Annotated in this window: 20 protein-coding genes; 11 read left to right on the forward strand and 9 right to left on the reverse strand. The window is 54.6% G+C overall.

Features of this window, described 5'->3' with window-relative positions; translation table 11 throughout:
* Positions 1 to 105: 105 nt before the first annotated feature.
* From sucC to ACILP4_RS04520, 4 genes are all read left to right on the forward strand, one after another.
* A complete protein-coding gene (sucC, locus tag ACILP4_RS04505) occupies positions 106 to 1314 on the forward strand; it encodes an ADP-forming succinate--CoA ligase subunit beta (RefSeq protein WP_125229384.1) in 1209 nt (402 codons plus the stop codon).
* A gap of 166 nt (positions 1315 to 1480) precedes the next feature.
* Positions 1481 to 2227: an electron transfer flavoprotein subunit beta/FixA family protein gene (locus ACILP4_RS04510; protein WP_395619551.1), complete on the forward strand. Its 747-nt coding sequence runs from the start codon at positions 1481 to 1483 to the stop codon at positions 2225 to 2227.
* Complete coding sequence (locus tag ACILP4_RS04515) at positions 2224 to 3153, forward strand: electron transfer flavoprotein subunit alpha/FixB family protein (RefSeq protein ID WP_395619552.1); 930 nt, start codon at positions 2224 to 2226, stop codon at positions 3151 to 3153. Before ACILP4_RS04510 ends, ACILP4_RS04515 begins: the two co-directional genes overlap by 4 nt.
* A gap of 39 nt (positions 3154 to 3192) precedes the next feature.
* Positions 3193 to 3345: a hypothetical protein gene (locus ACILP4_RS04520; RefSeq protein ID WP_395619553.1), complete on the forward strand. Its 153-nt coding sequence runs from the start codon at positions 3193 to 3195 to the stop codon at positions 3343 to 3345.
* On the opposite strand, the gene ACILP4_RS04525 is transcribed toward ACILP4_RS04520, so the two are convergent.
* The gene (locus ACILP4_RS04525; RefSeq protein ID WP_395619554.1) at positions 3342 to 4655 is read right to left on the reverse strand and encodes a hypothetical protein; all 1314 of its coding nucleotides are present in this window, start codon (positions 4653 to 4655) and stop codon (positions 3342 to 3344) included. The genes ACILP4_RS04520 and ACILP4_RS04525 overlap by 4 nt on opposite strands.
* Entirely contained in the window at positions 4652 to 5872 is a 1221-nt protein-coding gene (gene nhaA, locus ACILP4_RS04530; RefSeq protein WP_395619555.1) for a Na+/H+ antiporter NhaA, read from the reverse strand. Before nhaA ends, ACILP4_RS04525 begins: the two co-directional genes overlap by 4 nt.
* Before the next feature lie 212 nt (positions 5873 to 6084).
* On the opposite strand from nhaA, the gene ACILP4_RS04535 reads away from it, so the two are divergent.
* Together ACILP4_RS04535 and ACILP4_RS04540 are read left to right on the forward strand one after the other, a co-directional pair.
* The gene (locus tag ACILP4_RS04535; RefSeq protein WP_395619556.1) at positions 6085 to 6999 is read left to right on the forward strand and encodes a sulfite exporter TauE/SafE family protein; all 915 of its coding nucleotides are present in this window, start codon (positions 6085 to 6087) and stop codon (positions 6997 to 6999) included.
* Positions 6996 to 7760, forward strand: a complete 765-nt coding sequence (locus tag ACILP4_RS04540; RefSeq protein ID WP_395619557.1) for a TIGR02186 family protein — start codon at positions 6996 to 6998, stop codon at positions 7758 to 7760. Before ACILP4_RS04535 ends, ACILP4_RS04540 begins: the two co-directional genes overlap by 4 nt.
* 42 nt (positions 7761 to 7802) lie before the next feature.
* Here the strand turns inward: ACILP4_RS04540 and metH are convergent, their stop codons facing one another.
* The 4 genes from metH to ACILP4_RS04560 are packed head-to-tail and all read right to left on the reverse strand — an operon-like array spanning position 7803 to position 13428.
* Entirely contained in the window at positions 7803 to 10427 is a 2625-nt protein-coding gene (gene metH / locus ACILP4_RS04545) for a methionine synthase (protein WP_395619558.1), read from the reverse strand.
* 21 nt (positions 10428 to 10448) lie between these two features.
* Positions 10449 to 11495, reverse strand: a complete 1047-nt coding sequence (locus ACILP4_RS04550) for a homocysteine S-methyltransferase family protein (protein WP_395619559.1) — start codon at positions 11493 to 11495, stop codon at positions 10449 to 10451.
* Entirely contained in the window at positions 11492 to 12433 is a 942-nt protein-coding gene (gene metF / locus ACILP4_RS04555) for a methylenetetrahydrofolate reductase [NAD(P)H] (RefSeq protein ID WP_395619560.1), read from the reverse strand. Before metF ends, ACILP4_RS04550 begins: the two co-directional genes overlap by 4 nt.
* Positions 12430 to 13428 carry an ArsR/SmtB family transcription factor gene (locus ACILP4_RS04560; RefSeq protein ID WP_395619561.1) on the reverse strand — a complete coding sequence of 333 codons (999 nt, stop codon included), beginning with the start codon at positions 13426 to 13428 and terminating at the stop codon, positions 12430 to 12432. The genes metF and ACILP4_RS04560 overlap by 4 nt, the downstream gene beginning before the upstream one ends.
* 229 nt (positions 13429 to 13657) lie before the next feature.
* Between ACILP4_RS04560 and ACILP4_RS04565 the strand changes: the two genes are divergently transcribed.
* Complete coding sequence (locus ACILP4_RS04565) at positions 13658 to 13918, forward strand: hypothetical protein (RefSeq protein ID WP_395619562.1); 261 nt, start codon at positions 13658 to 13660, stop codon at positions 13916 to 13918.
* Positions 13919 to 14038: 120 nt separating this feature from the next.
* On the opposite strand, the gene ACILP4_RS04570 is transcribed toward ACILP4_RS04565, so the two are convergent.
* Entirely contained in the window at positions 14039 to 15160 is a 1122-nt protein-coding gene (locus tag ACILP4_RS04570) for a serine hydrolase (RefSeq protein WP_395619563.1), read from the reverse strand.
* Between the two features lie 154 nt (positions 15161 to 15314).
* Positions 15315 to 15773 (reverse strand): preQ(1) synthase, encoded by a 459-nt coding sequence (gene queF, locus ACILP4_RS04575; protein WP_395619564.1) that lies wholly within the window; start codon positions 15771 to 15773, stop codon positions 15315 to 15317.
* Between the two features lie 139 nt (positions 15774 to 15912).
* Between queF and ACILP4_RS04580 the strand changes: the two genes are divergently transcribed.
* From ACILP4_RS04580 to metC, 3 genes are all read left to right on the forward strand, one after another.
* Positions 15913 to 17436 (forward strand): cryptochrome/photolyase family protein, encoded by a 1524-nt coding sequence (locus tag ACILP4_RS04580; protein ID WP_395619565.1) that lies wholly within the window; start codon positions 15913 to 15915, stop codon positions 17434 to 17436.
* A 61-nt stretch (positions 17437 to 17497) separates the two neighbouring features.
* On the forward strand, positions 17498 to 18340 hold the full coding sequence (gene sseA, locus ACILP4_RS04585) for a 3-mercaptopyruvate sulfurtransferase (protein ID WP_395619566.1): 843 nt from the start codon (positions 17498 to 17500) through the stop codon (positions 18338 to 18340).
* A complete protein-coding gene (gene metC, locus ACILP4_RS04590; RefSeq protein WP_395619567.1) occupies positions 18295 to 19518 on the forward strand; it encodes a cystathionine beta-lyase in 1224 nt (407 codons plus the stop codon). The genes sseA and metC overlap by 46 nt, the downstream gene beginning before the upstream one ends.
* A 3-nt stretch (positions 19519 to 19521) precedes the next feature.
* On the opposite strand, the gene ACILP4_RS04595 is transcribed toward metC, so the two are convergent.
* Entirely contained in the window at positions 19522 to 20391 is an 870-nt protein-coding gene (locus ACILP4_RS04595) for a 3-hydroxyacyl-CoA dehydrogenase NAD-binding domain-containing protein (RefSeq protein ID WP_395619568.1), read from the reverse strand.
* Positions 20392 to 20566: 175 nt separating this feature from the next.
* On the opposite strand from ACILP4_RS04595, the gene ACILP4_RS04600 reads away from it, so the two are divergent.
* Positions 20567 to 21602: homoserine dehydrogenase (locus ACILP4_RS04600; RefSeq protein ID WP_395619569.1), on the forward strand; the 1036-nt coding region annotated here is incomplete at its 3' end.

The raw sequence follows: 21602 nt of genomic DNA on the forward strand, positions 1-21602 counted from the left end.
CCCCTGTGCGTGAACCAAAAAACATGAGCGCAAGCCCTTCCATTCAATGCCCTTCTGTGCTTAAGCGACCGGCGATACTTTCCATTTGCAAGGATGCAATCTCCCATGAATATCCATGAATATCAGGCCAAAGAACTGCTCGCAAAATTCGGTGTGGCTGTGCCTGCCGGCATTGCGGCGTTGAGCGTGGAGGAGGCGGTTGCCGCCGCGAAACAACTTCCTGGCCCGCTTTATGTGGTGAAATCCCAGATTCATGCCGGTGGACGCGGCAAGGGCAAGTTCAAGGAGCTTGGACCCGATGCAAAGGGCGGCGTGCGCTTGGCCTTCAATCTGGATGAGGTTGAGGCCCATGCAAAAGACATGCTCGGCAACACGCTGGTGACAATCCAGACTGGCCCCGAAGGCAAGCAGGTCAATCGCCTCTACATCACTGATGGCGCCGACATTAAGCAGGAATTCTACCTCGCTTTGCTCGTCGACCGCGCGACGAGCCGTATTGCCGTCGTGGCGTCGACCGAAGGCGGCATGAATATCGAAGACGTGGCACATGACAGCCCCGAGAAGATCCACACCATCGTCATTGATCCGGCCGCTGGCCTGCAACCCCATCATGGCCGCAGCGTTGCCAAGGCGCTTGGCCTGACGGGTGATCTGGCCAAGCAAGCGCAAACAGTGCTTGCCGGCCTTTACAACGCGTTCATCGGCACCGATGCCGAACAGATCGAAATCAATCCGTTGGCGGTTTGCGAAGGCAAGAATGGCGATGAACTTCTTGTGCTCGATGCCAAGGTCGGTTTTGACGGCAATGCGATGTTCCGGCACAAGGACCTCGCCGAACTGCGCGATTTGACCGAGGAAGACCCTGCCGAGGTTGAAGCTTCGGAATATGATCTTGCTTATATTAAACTCGACGGCAACATTGGCTGCATGGTCAATGGCGCAGGTCTTGCCATGGCAACGATGGACATCATCAAGCTAAACGGTGAATTCCCTGCCAACTTCCTCGACGTCGGCGGCGGCGCATCGAAGGAAAAGGTAACGGCCGCGTTCAAGATCATTCTGAAGGACCCCGCCGTAAAGGGTATTCTGGTCAACATCTTCGGCGGCATCATGAAATGCGACATCATCGCCGACGGCATCGTTGCGGCAGCTAAAGAAGTGAACCTGTCAGTGCCGCTCGTGGTGCGCTTGGAAGGCACCAATGTGCAGCAGGGCAAGGATATCCTCGCCAATAGCGGTCTGCCTATCGTGTCGGCCAACGACTTGGGCGATGCGGCGGAGAAAATTGTCGCGGAAGTTCGCAAGGCGGCATAAATTCATGGCTGACGGTTCTTGCAAGATGCGAGAACCCTCAGCCTATTTAAAGCTTGGCAGGATGCATAGATCAGGCACTTGACGTTCACGTAACCGGTAAGCATAGGCGCATCAGATTAAGCAGGCATCCAATTGCCTTTTTGAGTCGGTATGGAAGGATGAGCACATGAAGATCATCGTCCCCGTTAAGCGGGTCATCGATTATAACGTAAAACCGCGGGTTAAGCCGGATGGTTCGGGTGTTGATTTGGCAAATGTCAAAATGAGCATGAACCCGTTTGACGAAATCGCCGTCGAAGAAGCGTTGCGTTTGCGTGAAAAGGGCATTGCGACCGAAGTGATCGCGGTGTCGATTGGACCGGACAAGGCGCAAGAAACGCTGCGCACCGCATTGGCCATGGGCGCGGATCGCGCAATCTTGGTGATTGCTGAAGATGTCGAGCCATTGGGCGTTGCGAAGATCCTTGCAAAGATTGTCGAAGAAGAACAGCCTGGCCTCGTCATTGTTGGCAAGCAAGCCATTGACGATGATAGCAACCAGACCGGCCAAATGCTCGCCGCACTGACCGGTCGTCCGCAGGGCACTTTTGCCAATACGGTAAATATATCGGGCGATGAAGTGCATGTCGCACGCGAAGTCGATGGCGGTCTGCAAACCGTAGCGTTGAAGATGCCAGCGATCATTACGACCGACCTGCGCTTGAATGAGCCACGTTACGCGTCCTTGCCGAACATCATGAAGGCAAAGTCAAAGCCGCTCGCTCAGAAATCACCTGCCGATTATGGCGTTGACGTCAGCCCGCGCCTCAAAACGTTGAAGGTTGTAGAGCCACCCGTGCGCAGCGCGGGTATCAAGGTTGCCGACGTTGATGCGTTGGTTGCAAAGCTCAAGGAAATGGGAGTGGCCGCATGAAGACCCTCGTTTATGCCGAACATGACAATGCATCGTTAAAGGATGCAACATTGGCCGTCGTCACCGCTGCATCGCAATTGGGCGAAGTACATATCCTCGTTGCGGGCGCAGGCTGCGGCGCGGTCGCCGAACAGGCTGCAAAGATTGCTGGCGTTAGCACCGTGCATGTTGCCGATGACGCTATATATGCGCAGCAATTGGCGGAGAATGTCGCACCCTTGGTTGCGTCTTTGATGGCAACCCATGACGCATTCCTCGCGCCAGCCACATCAAATGGTAAGAATATCGCGCCACGCGTGGCTGCCTTGCTCGATGTCATGCAAATCTCCGACATTCTGTCGGTTGAGAGCGCAGATACGTTCACGCGTCCGATCTATGCCGGTAACGCAATTGCCACGGTGCAATCGTCGGATGCCAAGAAGGTCATCACCGTGCGCGGCACGGCCTTTGCCAAGGCACAAGAAACCGGTGGTTCGGCGACGATTGACGCGGTTGCAAGCACAGGCGATGCCGGTACGTCATCATTTCTGTCGGCAGAAATCGCCAAGCAAGAACGCCCTGAACTCACCTCTGCCAAGATCATCGTATCGGGCGGCCGTGCGTTGAAGGATGCGGAAACCTTCGCGGCAACCATCTTGCCATTGGCTGACAAGCTAGGTGCAGGCGTTGGCGCAAGCCGTGCCGCCGTGGACGCCGGCTTTGTGCCTAATGACTATCAAGTTGGCCAAACGGGTAAGATCGTTGCTCCCGAAATATATGTCGCGGTCGGTATCTCCGGCGCGATCCAGCATTTGGCGGGTATGAAAGACTCCAAGGTAATCATCGCGATCAACAAAGACGAAGACGCGCCGATATTCCAAGTTGCCGATATCGGCTTGGTCGGAGACCTGTTTACGGTCGTGCCGGAATTAGTTGGCAAGCTGTAATAGCTTTTAACTGAGCGTAAATTTTAAGGGTGGGCAGAAATGTCCACCCTTTTTGCTTATAGCGCCGACATCGTGTTGCCTAATTTTCTGGCTATGACAAAATCATGCGGCGCAACGCCCTTGCTCAGCCTCGCCTTGCCTGCGCGCAACGCAAATGGCCTGCCCGCTGGGTTCGGCAAACATTTGGACTAAGGCAGCAAGTCCGCTGGCACGGTGGGCTCGCTCAATATTTTCTCCATCCGGAGCCAACGTTCGGTCGCATCTGGATTTCCCCGTTCAATATATGCGCGGACCAGATCTTTGCCCCAGCCATAGTTGATCACATAGCTGCGATAATGGTCTGTGAACTTCACCGATTGTTCCGCGCGCGCGGGGGAGAGCAAGAGATATTTCTGCGTTAAATCGAGTGCCTGCGGCCGCGTAATTTCACGATCGAGATACATTTTAGCAATGGTCAACCGCGCACCCGACAGCGCTTCCGTCATTTGCTGCATTTGCCAAAAGGCTTGCGCAGATTTGGGATCAAGGCCAGCCATAGGATATAGAATATCGCGTTCAAATGCCAAGCGTTCCGACGCAGGAAAGGCCAGATCAATACCATAATTGGCGCTGCCCTCGGATAATACGCTGGTAGGGCTGTAGAGGGGATTAACTTCATATTCCTTCCACCCATTTTTGCGCGCCATTTGTTCTTCAACCATCAAGTTGAGAACATGGTGACCTGGATAGCCTTCATGACAGCCCAGATCGACCGCGCGACTAATACGGATCGGCAAGTCGGTGTTGATCTGGATCAGGCTTTTATAATTGCCCTTATAATAATTATAACCTGACCAAGGCTTGCCTGTGACAAACTCCATCACGAATGTCTCGCCCGCGGGCAAATTGATATATTGCGCCGTGCGACGCTTACATTCGGCAATGGCCGCATCGAAAACGGGCTGCAGCCGGTCTTTGGGAATGATGTAACGCTCATTAAAGGCATCGACGCGTGCGGAGAGTGGGCCATCGCCCGGAATCAGCGTTTCAAGATTAGCCAAGATGGCGTCATAATACGCCAGCGGTTTTAATTCCGGCACCGTCGCAAACTGACCCCGCGCTTCATCATTAAACGCAAACTTCCGGCCCTGAAGCATCTGCAACCTTGTATCTGCCGCAATGAGCATTCCACGCAGCGCAACTGCGCGACGGCGCTCCGATACCACCTTAATCGAAGGTAAGGCCACATCAATAGCTGCGGTCAGCACGCGGGTTTCGATAATCAATTGTGCCAGTGACCGCGGATTTTCCTTTGCCGCTGCTTGCAACGCAGGCGGGCCATAATATGCATCGACATACTCCGCTTCATGGGTGCCAGCCTCAAGCGTCAACCGGATATATGCGTCCGAGATATCGGTAATCGAGATCGCCGGTGCAGCGACACTTGCAGGGGCCGCTGGAGCAACGGTGGCGCTAGCTGACGCCAGCAAAGCGAAAGGAAGGATGATGGTGCGAAGGTTCATATCGTGCTTTCAATTATATCTTTTTGCGGCGCGGCAAAGCGAAGGATTAGATACCCAATTATCGCCGACAGTATAGAGCCCATGAGAACCCCAATTTTGACATCATCGGCCTGATCCGGGCCAGTGAAGGCAAGGCCACCGATAAATAAGCTCATTGTAAAGCCGATACCGCACAGCAATGCGACACCATAGACTTGCGTCCAGCTTGCATGTGACGGACGCGCAGCAATGCCTAGTTTGACCACGATCCAAACGCTGGTGAAAATTCCAAGCTGTTTGCCCAAAAAAAGGCCCATCGCGATACCAAGTGGCAGCGGCGCAACGAGCGTAGCAAGGCTGATGCCGGCCAACGACACACCCGCATTGGCAAAGCCAAAGACCGGTACGATGAGAAATGCAACAGGCTTTACCAGCGCATGCTCTAGCCGGTGGAGGGCGGAATCTTCTGCGTCAGGCGCAGCAAGCGTTCGGCGAAAGGGAATGGCAAATGCCGCCATCACGCCGGCAATGGTGGCGTGCACGCCGGATAACAATGTCGCATACCATAACAGGACCGCAAGGATGAGATATGGCCAAAGGGCATTTACCCGAAAGCGGTTAAGCATCATCATAGCGAGCCAAATGCCGCCAGCTGCGGCCAGCGCGGTGATGTTCAACTCGGCCGTGTAAAATAAAGCTATAATCGCCACTGCGCCCATGTCGTCAACAATGGCAACCGTCGTCAGAAACAGTTTCAGAGAAGCGGGAGCTCGGCTGCCCAACAGCGCAAGCACGCCAATGGCAAATGCAATGTCGGTAGCAGCCGGTATAGCCCAGCCACGCTGTAATGCAGGATCACCGCCCACCACTGTGAGATAAATAATCGCCGGAACAATCATCCCCGCCGCAGCGGCAAGCATTGGAAGCGTGCGGTCGGCCCAAGTCGACAAATGCCCGTCGACAAATTCGCGCTTAATCTCCAGCCCGACGAGCAAAAAGAAAATCGCCATCAGACCGTCATTTATCCAAAGATGGACGGTCATCGGGCCAAGCTTTGGTGTTAACTCCGGCCCGATTACCAAATGTAGAAAATCATTATAGTTTTCAGCAATAGCCGAATTGGCAATAATCATGGCCAATGCGGCGGCCGCCATTAACAAAATACCGCCCGCGGCTTCACTCGACAAAAATGCCCGCAATGCAGAGTTTTTGGCGGGTTGTTTTATAGTTTCAATCATCGCCATCCCTTATGGCGAAGCGGCCAAAAGATGGCAAGCAAAGGGGACAAATAGAGCGATTGCGTTGTTGTGGCATCTTATCTTAGTTTATAATCCTAGGTAAGGGTGGCGTCGCTCGGCATAGCGGTGGTCCCACGATCACCTTGTCCACCAGTTTCTAAAACCCCGCCTTTATCCTGCCGTCAAATGCCGTTAGAGTGCGATAGTCGATCATGGATATTTATCTTCCTATAGCCAATCTGTCGGTCAATGCGCTGGTGATCATCCTTCTGGGTGGCGGCGTCGGCGTGTTGTCGGGCATGTTCGGCGTGGGTGGTGGGTTCCTAACAACGCCGTTGCTCATATTCTACGGTATCCCGCCAGCGGTAGCTGCGGCGTCTGCATCTACGCAGGTGACAGGGGCAAGCGTCTCGGGCGTGTTCGCACATATGAAACGCGGCGGAGTTGATTTCCAGATGGGCGGCGTGCTCGTGGTCGGTGGAATATTCGGCACAGGCGCGGGCGCCGCGATCTTTGAGATATTGGAAGCGCTTGGCCAGATCGATACCGTCATCAACATCCTTTATGTGCTGATGTTGGGTAGCATCGGTGGCTTGATGGCCAAGGAAAGCTTAACCAACGTCCTTGCCGTGCGCGCGGGAAAGCCGGTCGCTGCGGCCAAACGCCGACACCATCCGTTGGTGGCCAATTTGCCAATGCGCTGGCGTTTCTATCGTTCCGGTCTTTATATCTCGCCTATCGCGCCTTTGATATTGGGCTTTATCACGGGTATCATGACCATGCTGCTTGGCGTCGGCGGCGGCTTCATCATGGTGCCCGCCATGCTCTATCTTTTGGGGATGGGCGCGCAGGTTGTGGTCGGGACATCCTTATTCCAGATTTTGTTCGTCACAATAGCGTCAACGATGATGCACAGCTTGACCACTAAAGCCGTCGATATCGTGCTGGCTGTGTTCTTGCTTATTGGCAGTGTGACAGGTGCGCAAATCGGCGCGCGTCTGGCGCAACGTATGCGGCCAGAATATCTGCGCCTCTTTCTCGCTGCGATCGTGCTGCTGGTCGCGATCCGCATGGCGCTTGGCCTGGGCTGGCGTCCCGACGAAATCTACACGTTGCAGGCGTTATGATCCGTTTATTCGCCCTGATATTGTTTTTGCTGCCGATATCGGCAAGCGCGCAAAATGTGCCCAAATTGGTGCCTGATGTCTCGCAACGGGAAATCAATATTCAATCGGGATTCACCGGCGCGGAAATGCTTTTATTCGGGGCCATCATCTATCCACGTGGCGTGGCGCCAGACGGGCAAGTCGATGTCGCAGTTGTTCTGCGCGGGCCAACCCGGTCCGTTACTTTACGGGAAAAGCAGAAAATTGCCGGCATCTGGATCAACGCCGATAGCACCGATTTCCGGTCCGTTCCCGCATATTATGCCATCGCGTCATCACGGCCATTAGATCAAATCATCAACAGCAAAACGGCAGCGATTTACGAGCTTGGCCTTGACCGCCTGCAATTGTCGCCCAGCGGGGAGGTCAATGCCACCGAACAGCGCCGCTTTGTCGATGGACTGGTGGACTTAAATCGCCGCAACGGTCTTTTCCGGCAAGAGGCGGGCACGGTCGAAATCACCGATCAAGTGCTATATCGCGCACGCCTCAACATTCCGTCTAGTGTGCCCGTCGGTATCTACACTGCGGAAACTTTGCTCATTCGTGATGGCCGGGTGATTGTTGCCGACGACAATGTCGAAGTCCGGATACGCAAAACCGGCTTCGAACAATTGGTCACCGTTTTGGCGCAGGATTATGCGTTATTTTATGGCGCAATAGCGGTGCTTGTCTCGTTGCTGCTCGGTTGGTTTGCCGGATTTATATTCAACCGGCTATAGGCCATTCCCGATGTGCGCTTAGGGTCAAGAACTCTTGACTTCTCACTCGTTGAGATTGGGCCGCAAATATTGCCGCGCGCGGTCAAGGTCCAACCCACGCCGCGCTGCATAATCCGACACCTGATCATCGCCAATACGCGCGACGCCAAAATATTCAGATTGCGGGTGGCCGAAATATAGGCCGCTCACGGCTGCGGTTGGTAACATGGCAAAGCTTTCGGTCAAAGTGATACCCGTTTGCTGCGTCGCATCCAGCAGGTCGAACAATGTCGGCTTTAGGCTATGGTCTGGACAGGCGGGATAGCCGGGGGCGGGCCGAATGCCACGATACTCTTCGCGGTTCAGGGCCTCGGGCGTGAATTGTTCATCGGGGGCATAGCCCCATAATTCCTTGCGGACATGTTCGTGCATCCGTTCGGCAAAGGCCTCCGCCAAGCGGTCCGCCAGCGCCTTCAGCATGATGTCTGAATAATCGTCCATATTGGCTTTGAACCCGGCCAAATGCGTCTCAATGCCGTGGCCCGTGGTCACTGCAAATCCGCCAATCCAGTCGCCATCGCGGCTAATAAAATCGGCCAAGCACATGTTCGCTTTGCCTTCGCGCTTGGCGATTTGCTGGCGCAAGAACGGTAAGCGGACATGCGCCTCCGTCTTGTCGCAATAGACAAGCACATCATCGCCATCGCGCGAACAGGGCCACAGGCCGGCAACGCCCTTGGCGCGAAGCCATTTTTCTTTGATGATCTTGTCGAGCATCGCATTGGCATCGGCAAATAAGCTGGTCGCGCTTTCGCCGACGATTTCATCAGTCAAAATCGCTGGATAATTGCCGTGCAATTCCCATGCCCGGAAAAATGGGGTCCAGTCGATATAATTGCGCAAGTCGGCCAAGTCCCAATCATCATAGACATGGACACCCGGCTTTTGCGGTGCGGCTGGCTTTAGGCTTTCGTCGATTTCAAAGGCATTGGCGCGCGCTTCTTCCAACGTGGCGAGCGGCTTTGCCGTTTTGCCAGCACGGGCATCGCGTATATGGCTATATTCAGCGCGGGTGTCCGCAACGAACTTGTCCGCCATAGTGTCGCTGACCAATGTGCCCGCAACACCGACCGCGCGCGAGGCGTCAAGCACATGGATGACAGGACCGGAATAGACGGGTTCAATGCGTAATGCCGTATGCGTTTTCGACGTGGTTGCGCCGCCGATCATCAGTGGCATCGACATGCCCGATTTTTCCATTTCCTCGGCAACGGTCACCATTTCATCGAGCGAAGGGGTGATAAGGCCCGAAAGGCCGATCATATCGGCATCATGTTCGACCGCCGCTTGCAAGATTGTCGGCCATGGCACCATGACGCCGAGATCTACAATTTCAAAGCCATTGCACTGAAGCACCACGCCAACGATGTTCTTGCCAATATCATGCACATCGCCCTTCACGGTCGCCATGATGATCTTGCCCTTGCCCTTGGCCCCAGCTTCTTTTTCCGCTTCAATATACGGAAAGAGATGCGCGACTGCTTTCTTCATCACGCGCGCCGATTTTACCACTTGCGGCAGGAACATGCGACCTGATCCGAACAGGTCACCCACAACATTCATGCCGTCCATCAACGGCCCTTCAATAACCTCAATTGGGCGACCGCCAGCCGCTTTGATGGCAAGCCGCGCTTCTTCGGTGTCTTCGACGATATGCGCATCGATACCTTTGACCAAGGCATGCTCCAACCTTTTGGTCACAGGCCAGCCGCGCCATTCGGCCTCCGCCTTTTCCTGCGCCACATCGGTCCCCCGATATTTCTCGGCCAGCGCGATCAGGCGCTCAGTCGCATCAGGATCGCGGTTGAGGATCACGTCTTCGCAAGCAACGCGCAGTTCAGGATCAATGTCATCATAAATATCAAGCTGCCCCGCGTTAACGATGGCCATATCAAGCCCGGCAGGGATGGCGTGATAGAGAAAGATGGAATGCATCGCCCGGCGGACGGGTTCGTTGCCACGGAAGCTGAACGACAGGTTCGAAAGCCCGCCCGAATAATGCGCATAAGGGCAAAGGATGCGGAGTTCCTTTATCGCCTCGATAAAATCGACGCCGTAATTATTATGCTCCTCAATCCCCGTTGCCACCGCAAAAATATTGGGATCGAAAATGATGTCCTCCGGCGGAAAGCCGATGCCAATAAGTAGGTCGTAAGCGCGTTTGCAAATCTCGACCTTACGGGCTTGCGTGTCAGCTTGGCCGGTTTCATCGAACGCCATGACCACGACCGCTGCACCATAAGCCATGCACAAGCGCGCATGGCACAGGAACGCCTCTTCGCCCTCTTTCATCGAGATCGAATTGACGATTGGTTTACCCGAAACGCATTTCAGCCCGGCCTCAATCACGCTCCATTTGGAACTGTCGATCATTAACGGCACGCGGGCGATATCAGGTTCTGCAGCGATACGCTTGATGAAGGTGGTCATCGCTTCATGCGCGTCCAGCAGGCCTTCATCCATGTTAATATCGATTATCTGCGCACCATTTTCGACCTGGTCGCGCGCCACTTCGACCGCAGCTTCATAATCGCCTGCGAGGATCAGCTTTTTGAACTTGGCACTGCCAGTAACATTGGTGCGCTCGCCGATATTGACGAAGCGGGAAGAGGACATGGTGGGGGACATTTTTGTTCTGCTTTATAAGGTTCAGGCGGCCATGACGAAGGGTTCGAGCCCGGCCAGTCGGGTCATAATATCCGCCTTGGGAATGGAACGTGGCGCACGGTCCGCAACTGCCTTGGCGATTGCGGCGATATGCGCTGGGGTTGTGCCACAGCAACCGCCGATAACATTTACCAGGCCATCGTCGAGCCATTGCCCAATCAATTGTGCCGTGGTTTCGGGCAGTTCATCATATTCGGCCAAATCATTGGGCAGACCTGCATTGGGATAGGCCATCACGAGCGTGTCAGCTTGCTTGGATAATGCGGCCAGATGCGGACGCAGCAGATCCGCGCCGAACGAACAATTCAACCCGATGGTCAGTGGTTTGACATGCCGGATCGCAGCCCAGAATGCTTCTACTGTATGGCCTGACAAATTTCGGCCAGCCATGTCCGTGATGGTCATGGATATCATCAACGGTACATCGCGGCCACAGGCCGCAGCAGCTTCTTGCGCGGCCATCGCCGCGCATTTGGCGTTGAGGGTGTCGAAGATAGTTTCAATCAACAAGAAATCGACACCACCTTCGATCAGCGCATCGCATTGTTCGCGATAGACATCCTTCAAATAGTCAAAATCTATCTCACGATAGCCAGGGTCGTTGACGTCAGGCGACAAGGACAGGGTTTTGTTGGTCGGACCAATCGAACCGGCGACAAACCGTTTTATGCCGTCCTTCGCCTCAGCAGCTTCGCAGCAGGCCCGCGCCAGCTTGGCAGATTCCATGTTTAACTGCCGCACCAGATGCTCACATCCATAATCGGCCATGCTGATTTTTGTCGCGCTGAACGTGTTGGTCTCGATCATATCGGCACCCGCATCCAAATAAGCACTGTGGATGGCGCCCACGACATCGGGCCGCGTGATCGACAATAGGTCATTATTGCCCTTTTGATCGTGCGTCAGTTCAAGCGCGCCGCGATAATCGGCCTCAGACAATTTATAACCTTGAATCGCGGTGCCATAGCCACCGTCGAAAACCAAAATCTGTTGCGCTGCACGGGCGACAAAGGCTTCACGCGCGCTCATGCTGCGGCCTTTTGCGCTGCAGCGGCGGGCCGTTTGCCCAGTAAATGGCAAATCGCGTACGATAGCTCGGCGCGGTTCAGGGTGTAGAAGTGAAATTCTCGAACGCCGCCCGCATATAATTTCCGGCACATTTCTGCCGAAACAGTGGCAGCCACCAATTGCCGTGCGGACGGATGATCATCCAATCCATTAAACACATCCGCCATCCAATCAGGTATCGCGGTCCCCGTCATGTGCGACATGCGGGTGATCGCGGCGAAGTTCGACACGGGCATGATGCCCGGCACAATCTCCGCATCAATCCCCGCCGACGCAACCGCATCGCGGAAACGGAAGAATGTTTCGGGTTCAAAAAAGAATTGCGTTATCGCGCGGCTCGCGCCGGAGTCTAGCTTGCGCTTGAGAAAGTCAATGTCTGCCGCAGCCGACAAAGCCTCTGGATGAGTTTCTGGATAAGCGCTGACCGAAATTTCAAACGGGTGCAACTTACGTAAACCTTCCACCAGCTCCGCCGCGCTGGCATAGCCTTCGGGATGCGGAACAAATTGGCCATCAGAATTAGGGGCGTCCCCGCGCAACGCAACGATATGGCGAACCCCCGCCTCCCAATAAGCGTTGGCGACATCGGCAATTTCACCCTTGGATGCCTCAACGCAGGTCAAATGTGCGGCTGCCGGAATAGCGGTCTCGCGGGCGATGCGCGCCACGGTGTTATGCGTGCGTTCGCGGGTTGTGCCGCCTGCACCATAAGTAACCGAGACAAAGCGTGGACCAAGCGGCGCGAGTGTCACGACCGAATCCCATAACTGCTCTTCCATCTTCTCCGTTTTGGGGGGGAAAAATTCGAAACTAATTTCACAATCGCCGGGAAGCCCAGCAAAAAGAGGCGAGGCAACAGCCCGACTGGCCTCCTGCATCTGAGCAAGTGGGAGAATCATGCGACGATCCTTAAATTGTTTTTTGGGTTGAAGTTATTTGTAGGATGCGGCTGCTGCCCCGAGAGCTTCTCGCCCATCCAGATTTTGACCACCAAAGAGCCTGCCTCAAGCGCGGTTTGATGCACCATCTGCAGACCGTGACTATTAAATGCCTTTTTCATGAAGTCATCCGAGAAGCCAAGCCGGGCGTGGGCATGTACTGTGCGCAATTCTTCCAGATCGTGCGCGGCAAAATCAACGATGACCAGACGGCCACCCGGCGCAAGCGTGCGGATCGCTTCGGCAATGACAGCTTCAGGGTGCTGCGCATAATGCAAGACCTGGTGAAAGATGACCGTTTCAAATTCACCATCCGCCACCGGTAGCATGTTGAAGTCACCAAGCTTGATATCGACCTTATTTGCGATTTCGGGACTTAAGTTCGCAATTTTCGCGCGGGCAAGCCGCAGCATTTCGGGGCTGCTATCTATCGCAACAAGCCGACTGGAATCGGCCGCAAACAATTCGACAATGCGCCCAGTGCCAGTTCCCACATCAAGCACTTGGCCTAAGGGGGCGCTATGCAGAACTTGCGCTAAACGCGCCTCAACTTCCGAATCGGCAATGTGCAATGATCTGAGTGAATCCCACTCATCGGCATGCGCCGCAAAATATTGCGCTGCCATGTCGGTGCGCGCGTTGCGGACTTCATCCAGCCGAAGTAGGTCCCGCTGGAACGCTTTTGCCTGCGACACATCGGCCTCTGCCAATAAAGATGCGAGCGAGCCGTCGGTTAACATCCCACTAGGCCTTAAGAATACCCAGCTTCCCTCTTTGCGACGCTCCAAAAGGCCGGCCTCATCCAGGATCCGGATATGCCGGGAAACGCGAGGCTGGCTCTGATCGAGTATTTGGACCAATTCACCTACAGATAGCTCAAGCCGACGCACTAGAAACACGATTCGTAACCGTGTAGGGTCAGCTAGAGCCCGCATGATGTTTAACAAATTGATCATTTCAGATAGATATAAAGAATTCTTTATATCAAGTCAATCCGCACAAATTCGCCATATTTTCTACCGTTATAGTAGACATAAGCCCAAAACAGCCATGTAACATTCTGCCGAAATGAAAAAGCGCATTGCCAGCGAATTATGAACGGGCTAGAGGGCTTTTCGCAGGCAAGCTGCAATTCTTGCAACGTGCCTGTCAGGTTTTCATAAGTTTTGCTAGGGGGTTTCCCATATGAAGAAAATTGCTGTATCTCTCGTTCTTGCCGCTTCGCTCGGTTTGGCTGCTTGCTCAGGTGCTGAAGAAGCAACAACAGAAGCAACAACAGAAGCAACAACAGAAGCTGCTGACGCCGCTGTTGAAGGCGCTGAAGTAGCTACCGATGCTGCTGCAACTGACGCTGCTGCTCCTGCTGCAGACGCTGCTGCACCTGCTGCTGACGCTGCTGCAGAAGCTGGCGCCGCTGCAGACGCTGCGAAAGAAGCTGCGAAGTAATATTCGCGCTTTCTAAGCGAAAGCATTTTGAAAAGGGCTGTCCTGTTTACAGGGCGGCCCTTTTCTTTGCCTGAGACAATGCTGGACTATGTCTTGGGCAACCCGAATTTCTATCTGCGATTATTGTCCGTGATATGTGGCGACGGTGCGCGACACAAACTGCATGAATGACATGCGCTGCGGAATGGACGCGGTCGTGCTGCCCATCATTATGGCCACGGCATAACGTGTACCGTCAGGCGCCGTCATTATGCCAATATCATTATAGCCCGTTGAGACCGGCGGCAGAATTTGTCCAGTCCCCGTCTTATGCAGAAAACGCCACCCCACAGGCACGCCTGCCTTCAACCGGTTCGGTCCGCTTGATGTACGTGACATTATCTCCAAGATTAGGCGCGTCGATGCAGGTGAAAGCAGCTCGCCTTTAGCCAATTTCGCAAGCGCGCGGACAAGCGCCTCCGGACTTGCTCCGTCGACGGGATCGGCAAGATAACGATCCAACGCTGCTTTTCGCGTCGCCAGGGGCACTTCTGCGCGCGCCGCATAAAAGCGCTGTCCAATGGCATATTCTTGACGCCATTCCAGCCCGGCTATCGCGCTTTGCATCGCACGCTCACCCGGACCAAAGCGGATGGCACCTAGTTTTTTACGCAAAAGAAAATTCTGCACGGCCTGCGGACCACCCGCCGTACGCAGCAGAGAATCATTGGCGGTGTTGTCGCTGCTGATAATCGCTTGTTCGAGAAGCGACAATACGGTCACCTCTATCTGGCCATTGGCGATAACGCGGTCGCGAATGGGTTGATGAAAGACCGCAAGGTCGTCGCGCGTAATGCGTATTTTTTGGTCCAGCCGGATCTTACCTTGGTCGACCAAGTCCAAAATCGTCAGTGCCACCCATGTTTTGGATACGCTTTGCTGTGGAAATAGCTCGTCAACGCGTTGACCAGTTATCCATTCTCCGCCGTCGATACGCATGATTGCTACGCCCGTGCGACCCGGAAAATTGCGCCATTGGTCGTTCAGCAGATTTTCCAGCCCTGCAGGTGCGCGGACAGCCGCTGGGCGAACTGGAATTGCGGGCGCCACTGGCTTTTTCACGGCTGGCGCTGGCTGTGGCCGTGATGGCGCGCGTTCTGCGGCAACGCATGCCGACAACATGCCCATAATCGCCAATGCGGCGATGCCTTTTCGGCTTATGCCCTGCATGCGAATTTCGTGAACTCTTAATTTATTGGCCATGCAGAAATGCTAAAGCAGGCTTTTCGTCGAGAACAGCTTTTACCCATATTTTGCGACGAACGATTCTTGAGCGTCGACGAGATGAGAAATTAGCACGCAGCGGCCTTGATGTTCGCGGCTACTGACAGAATATTGTGCGGGCAGGTTTAATACCCTAGCCCCGGCCGCGGTAGGGCTGCACACCTTGATCGGGGATCCACAAACCCTTAGGCGGCTCGCCCGATTGCCAGAACACATCAATCGGAATACCGCCGCGTGGATACCAATAGCCGCCGATACGCAGCCAATGCGGCTTCATCTCCGAAAAAAGTCGCTCGCCAATGCCAACGGTGCAGTCTTCATGAAAGGCGGCGTGATTGCGGAATGAACCTAGAAACAGCTTTAACGATTTTGATTCGACTATTGTCGCATCTGGCGCATAATCGATCACCAAATGCGCAAAGTCTGGCTGCGCCGTGACGGGGCACAGCGAGGTAAATTCAGGCACCGCAAAGCGCGCGAGATACAGGGTGCCTGGCCGCGGATTGGGAACATAATCCAGCTGCGCTTCTTCGGGCGTTTGGGGAAGCGCGCTTTGTGCACCGAGAAATTTGGGCTTTAGTGTGTCAGTCATGATCGCGCATTTAGCCGTTTTGTAGCGCGAAGCAAACGGCTCAAGCATAAATATAGCGGCATCCATCCAAACAGCCTGACCCTCGTCTTTCTGGAAACCCTGTATCGCCCTTGCATGCGCCCCGCGTTATGTCGCAAACATGACAATTTTGATTCCGATATTTGGCGACCAGCTAAGCCACGGTCTGTCTTCTTTGGCAGAGCAGGACAAAAAAGCATGCGTCATCTTGATGGCGGAGGTCGACGAAGAAACCGAATATGTGCCGCACCATAAATCCAAAATGGCGTATATCCTGTCCGCCATGCGCCATCACGCAGAGGATCTGCGCGCAGCAGGTTGGGCCGTAGATTACGTAAAACTCACCGATGCCAACAACAGCGGCAGCTTCACCGGCGAAATTGCGCGCGCAATCGAGCGGCACACAGTCTCCGCACTGCGCGTGACCGAGGCGGGCGAATGGCGCGTAAAGGCCATGCTCGATAGCTGGCCCGACCGTTTTGATATTCCAGTGACCATCCTTCCAGACGACCGATTTTTGTGCACCCATGCTGAGTTTGAAAGCTGGGCCCAGGACCGTAAGCAATTGCGCATGGAATTTTTTTATCGCGATATGCGCCGCAAATCCGGCCTGCTCATGAACGGAGGTGCGCCCGAAGGCGGGCAATGGAATTTTGACGCCGAGAACCGCAAACCCGCCAAGCGCGATCTGACGATGCCTAAGCCACTGCATTTTACACCCAATGCTGTGACGCAAGAGGTTATCCAGATGGTTGAGGCCCGTTATGGTGACAATATCGGACAGACAGAAAAATTTGGCTTTGCCGTGACCCGTGAAGACGCATTGCAACAGCAAAAGCATTTTCTGGCGCATGCCTTGCCCCATTTTGGTGATTATCAGGACGCAATGCTCACGGACGAACCGTTTTTATGGCACGCGATCCTCTCACCTTATATCAATTCGGGCCTGATTGACCCGCTTGAGCTGTGCCGCGCAGTTGAGGAGCAATATCGGGCGGGAAAGGTTCCGATTAACGCCGCCGAAGGCTTTATTCGGCAAGTCATTGGCTGGCGCGAATATGTACGCGGTATTTACTGGCACGCTGGCCCCGAATATGTGGAGAGCAACGCACTTGACGCCACGCGATCCCTGCCTGCATTTTACTGGACGGGTAATACCGACATGCATTGCCTGTCGCAGGCCATTGGCCAGACAATCGCGCATAGCTACGCACATCATATCCAGCGGCTGATGATCACCGGCAATTTTGCTTTGCTGGCAGGGCTGGACCCGAAACAGGTACATTTATGGTATCTGGCCGTTTATGCCGATGCATATGAATGGGTGGAATTGCCCAACAGCCTTGGCATGAGCCAGTTCGCCGATGGCGGCATGCTCGCGTCCAAACCATATGCGGCGAGCGGTGCCTATATTAACCGCATGTCCGATTATTGCACAAATTGCCGTTATGACGTCAAACAACGCATTGGCGCAAAAGCCTGCCCTTTCAATGCATTATATTGGGACTTCATTGCCCGGAATGAAAGCAAGCTGCGCAAAAATCCCCGTATGGCAATGCCGTATAAAAATTGGGCGCGCATGACGGACGCAGATAAAGTAAAGCTTCGGGCGCATGCGCAGCAGTTTCTGGAAACGCTTGGATAGTTTGTAAAAGCGTCTTATCCTACTCCCCATAAGAATCATATAAGCGGGCAAGGACGACATCATGGAATTGTTAGTAAGCACCGATTGGTTGGCGAACGAAATCGGCGCGTCCGACCTTCGCGTAGTCGATGCCACATGGTTCATGCCCGATGCGGGTCGCAATGCGCAGGCAGAATATGAAGGCGGGCATATTCCATCCGCCGTGTTCATGGATTTGGAAGAATTGGCCGATGCCAATAGCAGTCTGCCGAACACATTGCCGCCACCCGAAAAATTCGCGAGCCGTATGCAATCGCTAGGGCTTGGCGACGGCAGTCGTATCGTGGTCTATGATGACAGCCCGTTCAAGTCTGCTACCCGCGCTTGGTGGATGCTGACCTTGTTTGGTGCACATGCTGTGGCAATACTTGATGGTGGTATCGCCAAATGGAAAGCCGAAGGCCGCCCGCTAGAAACCGGCAAACCCACATTGCGCCATCGTCATTTTACCGTGTGGAAAGATGACAAGGCCGTACGCAACAAGGCCGACATGCTCGCCAATTTGCACAGCAAGGACGCCGATGTCGTCGATGCCCGCGGTGCTGGCCGTTTTACGGGCGAAGAGGCCGAGCCACGGCCTGAAATGGCATCAGGGCATATTCCGGGCAGCCGTAACTTACCATTTGGGCAGCTTTTCAGTGCAGACGGAACATGGAAGCGCGGCGCAGAATTAACGCAAGCCTTTACCGACGTTGGCGTAGATCTGAACAAGCCCATGATTACCACTTGCGGGTCAGGCATGACCGCTGCAGTTGTCCTTTTTGGCGCACGCATGACCGGCAAGACCGATGTGGCGTTATATGATGGAAGCTGGTCCGAATGGGGCCTCGATGCAGACACTCCAAAAGCGCTGGGTGCGGCTTGAGTTCTGACAAGCCCCAAAAGCCCTCCACTAAAATAGTCACTGCAGGGCGAAGCAGCGCACTCACTGGCCCCGTCGTCAACGTGCCTGTCTGGCGCGCCAGCACACATTTATATGACAATGTTGCGGCTTTGGAGGCAGGTAAATCGAGCAATGCGGACGGCCACTTTTTCTACGGTCGCCGCGGTTCACCGACACAATGGTCGTTGGCCGAGGCGTTGACCAATATGGAACCCGGCGCGCACGGGACGATGCTCTATCCATCAGGTGTCGCCGCTATTGCGTGCGCGTTGCTGTCCGTTTTAAAGTCCGGTGACGTCTTGTTAATGACGGACAACGCTTATGACCCAAGCCGGTCCTTGGCCGACGGATTTCTGAAGCGTTTTGGGGTTGAGACACGCTATTTCGATCCGCTTACCACTGATTATGACACGCTGTTTTGCGATCGCACTAAAGCGATATTGTTGGAATCGCCCGGAAGCCTGACCTTTGAGGTGCAAGATATTCCGGCCATTTGCGCAGCGGCCAAAAAACATAATGTGGTCACTTTGCTCGATAACACTTGGGCGACATCTTTTTATCACACGGCGCTCGACAAGGGCATCGATATGGCGATCTTATCGTGCACCAAATATATTGTCGGCCATAGCGACGTCATGATGGGCAGCGTCACCACGCATGTGAAATATTGGACGCGATTGCGCCAAACCGCGCAACAACTAGGCCAGACAGTGTCACCCGACGATGCCTATCTCGCCAGCCGCGGCCTACGGACCTTATCCGTCCGGATGAAGGCACATGAGGCCTCGGCACTGCAGATCGCCAAATGGTTACAAACACAGCCAGATGTTGCGAGCGTATTCCATCCCGCGTTGCCGGAATGCCCAGGGCACGCAATTTGGAAGCGTGACTTTACGGGCGCGTCGGGCTTATTCTCGTTCATCCATAAGGGTGACGCCGCAACCGCCGCTGCCTTTGTAGATGCACTCGACCTGTTTGGCATCGGCTATAGCTGGGGCGGCTTTGAAAGCTTGGCTTTGCCGGTCCAACCTGAAAAATACCGGTCGGCCGTAGCTTGGGAAAAGGATGGCACGCTCATTCGGCTACAGATTGGCTTGGAAGGCACCGACGATTTGATCGCTGATCTAAGCCAAGCTTTTATGAAGGCGCGCAGCGCTTAAGCCTCAGCGCGTTGGAACTGGAACGTCACCCGAATAATCATAAAATCCGCGCTTCACTTTGCGGCCATACCATCCGGCCTCAACATATTTTTGTAGCAATGGGGCGGGACGGAATTTTGGGTCACCCGTCGATTGAAGCAGCACATTGGTGATTTCAAGACAGGTATCGAGCCCTATAAAATCTGCTAAGGTCAGCGGTCCCATGGGGTGATTAAGGCCGAGCTGGCACGCGGTATCGATGTCGCGGATGCTGGCCACGCCTTCGCCAAGCGCAAAGATGGCCTCATTGATCATCGGCATCAACACACGGTTGACTATAAAGCCCGGCGCATCATTGGCAAAAACCAATTGCTTGCCAAGCGCCTCGCCATATTGGCGCACGACGTCGACGGTGGCGTCGGTCGTGGCAAGCCCACGAATGATTTCAATCAGGCCCATGACCGGCACGGGATTAAAGAAATGGACGCCGATGAAGCGTTTGGGGTCGGACGACGCCTGCGCCAAACGGGTAATCGGGATGGACGATGTGTTCGATGCGAGTACCGCCTGTTGGCCAAGGACCTTGCCCACGGCCTCAAAAATCTTGCGCTTAATGTCCTCGCGCTCTGTTGCGGCTTCTATGATCAGCCCAGCATCCGCCATGGGCTCATAGCTGGCGACGGGTTCAATGCGTGTCAACAATGTGGCGGCCTCGCCCTGCCCCATTTTCTCTTTGGTAACCAAGCGGGCCAAGGCGTTGGCAATGTTCGCTTTGCCTGCTTCGGCCTTGGCCAAATCAATGTCGGACAGATAGACATGATAGCCAGCAGCGGCGCTCACTTGCGCGATGCCTGCACCCATTTGACCTGCCCCGATAACACCAACTGCACGCATTTTTTTACCCCGATTTCGTATTTATCTCGGCTCTAGCGAACGCCATGGGCAAGCGCCAGCCTTGCGATTGTTTTAACACGCGCAAGTGCATCGCAAGCTTGGGCTGGCGTTTCCATCAAATTCCACTTAAGCGCGGCTTAAATCCATCAGATTCTAGGCAGAAAGTCATTTAGCCATGTCTACAGCAGTTCGTCATGCACCCCTTAACGTGGGCCTCGCGGGACTTGGAACCGTGGGCAGTGGCGTCATTCGCCTGATTGAAGAAAATGCGGCTTTGATTGGGCGCAGGGCCGGCCGCGAGATCAAAATTGTCGCTATTACCGCGCGTGACCGGACAAAGGATCGCGGCGTTGACCTATCGCCTTATCGTTGGGTCGATGACATGGGACAGCTTGCGACCGCTAATGACATTGACGTCGTCGTAGAGCTCGTGGGTGGATCAGACGGCCCCGCGCTAACGCTCGCGCGTGAGACTTTGGCCAACGGGCGCGCTTTGGTTACCGCCAACAAGGCGATGATCGCGCATCATGGTTTTGAACTTGCAGCTTTGGCAGAAAGCAAGCAGGCCGCGCTCAAATTTGAAGCGGCGGTGGCAGGCGGCATTCCGGTCATTCAGGGCCTGCGGGATGGTGCCGCGGCGAACCGCATTGACCGAGTCTATGGTATCCTTAACGGTACCTGCAATTTCATCCTGTCCACCATGGAGCGCGACGGGTTAGATTTTGCGCAGGTTCTTTCCGATGCCCAAGCCAAAGGCTTTGCCGAAGCCGATCCGTCATTCGACATTGACGGCATTGATGCCGCACATAAGCTCTCAATTCTTGCGTCACTCAGCTTTGGCTCTGTCATTGATTTTGGCGGCGTCGAAGCACGCGGCGTCCGGAAAATCCTGGCGGCGGACATCGCACAGGCTAAAACATTGGGCTATCGCATCCGGCTCATCGGTCTTGCCGAAATTGACGGTGACAATGGATCGTCGACTATTTTCCAACGCGTTCAACCTTGCCTCGTGCCTTTAAGCCACCCGCTGGCACATGTCACAGGCGCAACCAATGCCGTTGTTGCCGAAGGCAATTTCTCTGGCCGCTTGCTGTTCCAAGGCGCAGGCGCAGGTGACAAACCAACCGCATCAGCGGTTGTCGCCGATTTAGTTGATATCGCGCGCAAGGAAACCGGCCCTGCATTCTCCATGCCGTCGGCTGAGCTTGAAA

The sequence above is a fragment of the Sphingorhabdus sp. genome, from assembly GCF_044239045.1.
In the GTDB taxonomy this organism is placed as follows: domain Bacteria; phylum Pseudomonadota; class Alphaproteobacteria; order Sphingomonadales; family Sphingomonadaceae; genus Sphingorhabdus_B.

What these genes read in the sequence shown, in the direction of transcription:
- metH (WP_395619558.1), bottom strand. Translation starts at nt 10,427, where the DNA reads ATGTCCCCCACCATGTCCTCTTCCCGCTTCGTCAATATCGGCGAGCGC.
- nhaA (WP_395619555.1), bottom strand. Translation starts at nt 5,872, where the DNA reads ATGATTGAAACTATAAAACAACCCGCCAAAAACTCTGCATTGCGGGCA.
- sucC (WP_125229384.1), top strand. Translation starts at nt 106, where the DNA reads ATGAATATCCATGAATATCAGGCCAAAGAACTGCTCGCAAAATTCGGT.
- ACILP4_RS04540 (WP_395619557.1), top strand. Translation starts at nt 6,996, where the DNA reads ATGATCCGTTTATTCGCCCTGATATTGTTTTTGCTGCCGATATCGGCA.
- ACILP4_RS04550 (WP_395619559.1), bottom strand. Translation starts at nt 11,495, where the DNA reads ATGAGCGCGCGTGAAGCCTTTGTCGCCCGTGCAGCGCAACAGATTTTG.
- ACILP4_RS04565 (WP_395619562.1), top strand. Translation starts at nt 13,658, where the DNA reads ATGAAGAAAATTGCTGTATCTCTCGTTCTTGCCGCTTCGCTCGGTTTG.
- metF (WP_395619560.1), bottom strand. Translation starts at nt 12,433, where the DNA reads ATGATTCTCCCACTTGCTCAGATGCAGGAGGCCAGTCGGGCTGTTGCC.
- ACILP4_RS04510 (WP_395619551.1), top strand. Translation starts at nt 1,481, where the DNA reads ATGAAGATCATCGTCCCCGTTAAGCGGGTCATCGATTATAACGTAAAA.
- ACILP4_RS04580 (WP_395619565.1), top strand. Translation starts at nt 15,913, where the DNA reads ATGACAATTTTGATTCCGATATTTGGCGACCAGCTAAGCCACGGTCTG.
- ACILP4_RS04570 (WP_395619563.1), bottom strand. Translation starts at nt 15,160, where the DNA reads ATGGCCAATAAATTAAGAGTTCACGAAATTCGCATGCAGGGCATAAGC.
- ACILP4_RS04515 (WP_395619552.1), top strand. Translation starts at nt 2,224, where the DNA reads ATGAAGACCCTCGTTTATGCCGAACATGACAATGCATCGTTAAAGGAT.
- ACILP4_RS04520 (WP_395619553.1), top strand. Translation starts at nt 3,193, where the DNA reads ATGTCCACCCTTTTTGCTTATAGCGCCGACATCGTGTTGCCTAATTTT.
- ACILP4_RS04535 (WP_395619556.1), top strand. Translation starts at nt 6,085, where the DNA reads ATGGATATTTATCTTCCTATAGCCAATCTGTCGGTCAATGCGCTGGTG.
- ACILP4_RS04525 (WP_395619554.1), bottom strand. Translation starts at nt 4,655, where the DNA reads ATGAACCTTCGCACCATCATCCTTCCTTTCGCTTTGCTGGCGTCAGCT.
- ACILP4_RS04595 (WP_395619568.1), bottom strand. Translation starts at nt 20,391, where the DNA reads ATGCGTGCAGTTGGTGTTATCGGGGCAGGTCAAATGGGTGCAGGCATC.
- metC (WP_395619567.1), top strand. Translation starts at nt 18,295, where the DNA reads ATGGGGCCTCGATGCAGACACTCCAAAAGCGCTGGGTGCGGCTTGAGT.
- queF (WP_395619564.1), bottom strand. Translation starts at nt 15,773, where the DNA reads ATGACTGACACACTAAAGCCCAAATTTCTCGGTGCACAAAGCGCGCTT.
- ACILP4_RS04560 (WP_395619561.1), bottom strand. Translation starts at nt 13,428, where the DNA reads ATGATCAATTTGTTAAACATCATGCGGGCTCTAGCTGACCCTACACGG.
- sseA (WP_395619566.1), top strand. Translation starts at nt 17,498, where the DNA reads ATGGAATTGTTAGTAAGCACCGATTGGTTGGCGAACGAAATCGGCGCG.